6 protein-coding genes are annotated in these 2,840 nt (G+C 62.6%); 5 read left to right on the top strand and 1 reads right to left on the bottom strand.

Features of this window, described 5'->3' with window-relative positions; genetic code table 11:
* The first annotated feature begins 16 nt into the window (after positions 1-16).
* Positions 17-220: a NepR family anti-sigma factor gene (locus EOA79_RS31175; RefSeq protein WP_067002232.1), complete on the top strand. Its 204-nt coding sequence runs from the start codon at positions 17-19 to the stop codon at positions 218-220.
* A 3-nt stretch (positions 221-223) separates the two neighbouring features.
* The gene (locus tag EOA79_RS31170; RefSeq protein WP_040973662.1) at positions 224-775 is read left to right on the top strand and encodes an RNA polymerase sigma factor; all 552 of its coding nucleotides are present in this window, start codon (positions 224-226) and stop codon (positions 773-775) included.
* 31 nt (positions 776-806) lie between these two features.
* Here the strand turns inward: EOA79_RS31170 and EOA79_RS31165 are convergent, their stop codons facing one another.
* Entirely contained in the window at positions 807-1,151 is a 345-nt protein-coding gene (locus EOA79_RS31165; RefSeq protein WP_336618911.1) for a response regulator, read from the bottom strand.
* A gap of 198 nt (positions 1,152-1,349) precedes the next feature.
* Between EOA79_RS31165 and EOA79_RS31160 the strand changes: the two genes are divergently transcribed.
* From EOA79_RS31160 to EOA79_RS31150, 3 genes are all read left to right on the top strand, one after another.
* Positions 1,350-2,111: a Crp/Fnr family transcriptional regulator gene (locus EOA79_RS31160; protein WP_095799844.1), complete on the top strand. Its 762-nt coding sequence runs from the start codon at positions 1,350-1,352 to the stop codon at positions 2,109-2,111.
* A gap of 77 nt (positions 2,112-2,188) precedes the next feature.
* Positions 2,189-2,515, top strand: a complete 327-nt coding sequence (locus tag EOA79_RS31155; RefSeq protein ID WP_128293638.1) for a DUF883 family protein — start codon at positions 2,189-2,191, stop codon at positions 2,513-2,515.
* 10 nt (positions 2,516-2,525) lie between these two features.
* On the top strand, positions 2,526-2,840 hold a 315-nt coding region (locus EOA79_RS31150; protein ID WP_128293636.1), incomplete at its 3' end, for a phage holin family protein.

Here is a 2,840-nt window from a genome sequence, read left to right as displayed (position 1 = left end):
GGGACTTAGGGCAAACATGAAAGAAATGTCAAAGAATTCAATAACTGGCGCCCCGAGCAGGCACCGGAACGGGGGTAGCAGTCCGCTCGGACCGAACTCCGAAATCGCCCGCAAACTCAAGCAATATTACGACGAGCTGGTCTCCGATCAGGTGCCGGATCGATTCGCTCAGTTGCTCAGCCAGCTGGAAAAGGCCGAACCCGCCGAGAAAAAGGACTGAGACATGGCGGCGGTCTCCCAGAGCTTCAAGACCGAGCTGCTCGGCGCGATCCCAAGCCTGCGCGCCTTTGCGGTGTCGCTGACGCAGAATGCCGACAAGGCGGACGACCTCGTCCAGGAAACCCTGGTCAAGGCGTGGGACAAACATGAGAGTTTCCAGCCGGGCACCAACCTCAAGGCCTGGCTGTTCACCATCCTGCGCAATGAATTCTATTCGCAGATGCGCAAGCGCGGCCGCGAGGTGCAGGACAGCGACGGCATCATGACCGCCAGGCTCGCCGTCCACCCGGCCCAGCATGGCCAGCTCGACCTCAAGGATTTCCGCGGCGCGCTGGAGCAGCTGCCGGAGGATCAGCGCGAAGCCATTATCCTGATCGGCGCGTCCGGCTTTTCCTACGAAGAGGCGGCGGAAATCTGCGGCTGCGCGGTGGGCACGATCAAGAGCCGGGTCAGCCGCGCGCGCGCCCGGCTGCAGGACATCCTGAAGATTTCGGGCGAGGACGAATACGGCCCCGACGCGATCTCGGCGCAGGTGACAGGATCAAACGCCGCCTGACACCGACCTCCGGCTCTTCGACGCTACGTCGTCACGCCGCTTTCGCGCGCCTGCAGGCGAGCGCCAGGGCCTGGATCAGATCGTCTCCCGAGTAGGGCTTGGTGACCAGCTTAATCTCGGGAAAAGAGCCTTCGAGATCCTCGGCGTCGGAGTAGCCGGACGCGAAGACGAATGGAATGCCTGCGCTGCGCAGCCGCTCGGCGAAGTCGAGTGTCGAGGTGCCGCCGAGCATCAGGTCGACGATAGCGGCGTCGAACCAGGAAAACCCATCCCGCAGGTCGATTTCAGCCAGGTCGCCAACAATCGTGACCTCGGCGGCCCCTTGGTCGCGGCATAGTTGCTCGACATCCATCGCTATCAGGAATTCGTCTTCCAAGACCAGGATACGCAATCCGTCTAGCAATGGGGGCACGTGGCGGCGACTCCTATAAGGCTGCAGTCATGCGCGGTATTCGGCGCTCTGTCATTTAAAAAAGACATGACCGGCGATGCATTGCGTGAGCGGCGGAACCTCGGTCGGCGTGAAGCGTTTGTATTCGCCCGATCGGGGCAGGGGTTTCGAAGAGGGGTCGAAATGTCCGGCCAGAGCGCATATTCCCTTGCCACCCGCCAATATCCTTGCGGCAAATGCCCGTTGCGGCCGTTGCCAGTCTTTCGCGAATTCGAGAGCCAGGAGCTGTTGTTCGTCAGCGGCTTCAAGAAAGGAGAGCTTGCGGTCGACAAGGGGGCGACCGTGCTGGTCGAAGGCAGCCACAGCGCGCATCTCTACACCATACTTTCAGGCTGGGCATTCCGCTACAAGCTGTTGCCCGACGGGCGGCGGCAAATCCTCAATTATTCCATGCCCGGCGATCTCATCGGCCTGCAAGGCAGCCTGATGGGCGAGATGCAGCATTCCGTCGAGGCCTTGTCGCCGATGCTGCTGTGCGTCTTCGAGCGCGACCAATTGCACGAGCTTTACCGCAACTACCCGGGCCTGGCCTATGACATCACCTGGATGGCGTCGCGCGAGGAGCGCATGCTCGATGAAAACCTGCTGAGCATCGGTCGCCGTTCCGCGCTTGAGCGCACCGCCTATCTTGTCGCCTTCATCTCCAGCCGTGCCCGGGGGGCGGGCCTGAACGGCAAGCGGCCGGTGCAGATCCCGATCACGCAGCAGCATATCGCCGATACGCTCGGCCTTTCGCTGGTGCATACCAACAAGACGATCCGCAAGCTGATGGACCGTAAGCTGATCATTTGGCGTGACGGTGGTTGCGAGGTTCTCAGCCATGAGGGGCTGACGGAGTTGGCCGGCTGGCAAGGTTTGGGTGAGGAGCGCAGACCGCTGATCTGACGACGAGCCGGACCGGCAGAACGGAACCCCGGTCTCGGCCAAGCGTTGAAATGGAAGCAAACATAAGGAGTTACGCAATGGCGACCGCCGCAGGCAGATCCGCAACAGACACTCCCCCCAGCGCCGACCTCGAAGCCGACATCCGGCAGTTGAAGGCCGATATCGAAGAGCTCACCAGGCAATTGGCCAAGACCCGGGACGACAGTTACGGGGCAGCGCGCCGCGCGGCCGCCGAAGGCGTCGAGCAGCTGCGCGCGCACGGCGAGGCAGCGTTCGAAAGCATGCGCGGAAGCGCTCAGGATTTGGAAGCGCAGTTGATAGCCAGCGCTCGCGAAAAGCCGGTGACGTCGCTGGCGATTGCGGCGGGAGTAGGCTTCCTGTTCGCGCTGCTGTCGCGCCGCTAGCAGCCCTCATATGGGGACGCTGGTTTCGCTTATTTCCGGCCTTGCTTCCGGCGAGGCGGTGGCGGCCTTTCAAAGAGCGCGGCAGACCGCAATCCTCTACGGACTTGCCGGTGTTTTTGCCCTGTGCGGCGTCGGTTTCCTCATCGGCGCGGCCTATATCTGGCTGGCGGCGCGCTACGGGCCGTTAGCGACCAGTCTCGGCTTCGGCATCGGCTTCCTGGTGATCGCCGGGCTGATTGTCGTGATCCACAAGCTGACAACCAGCATGCGGGCGCGGCGGCGCGCGCGAAGGCGAAAGGCCGACATGACGGCGGTTTGCGTTACC

Source organism: Mesorhizobium sp. M1A.F.Ca.IN.020.03.2.1 (genome assembly GCF_004023205.1).
Lineage (GTDB): Bacteria > Pseudomonadota > Alphaproteobacteria > Rhizobiales > Rhizobiaceae > Mesorhizobium.
The sequence above is the reverse complement of the archived record's forward strand: the minus strand, read 5'-3'. Positions and strand labels throughout refer to the sequence as shown.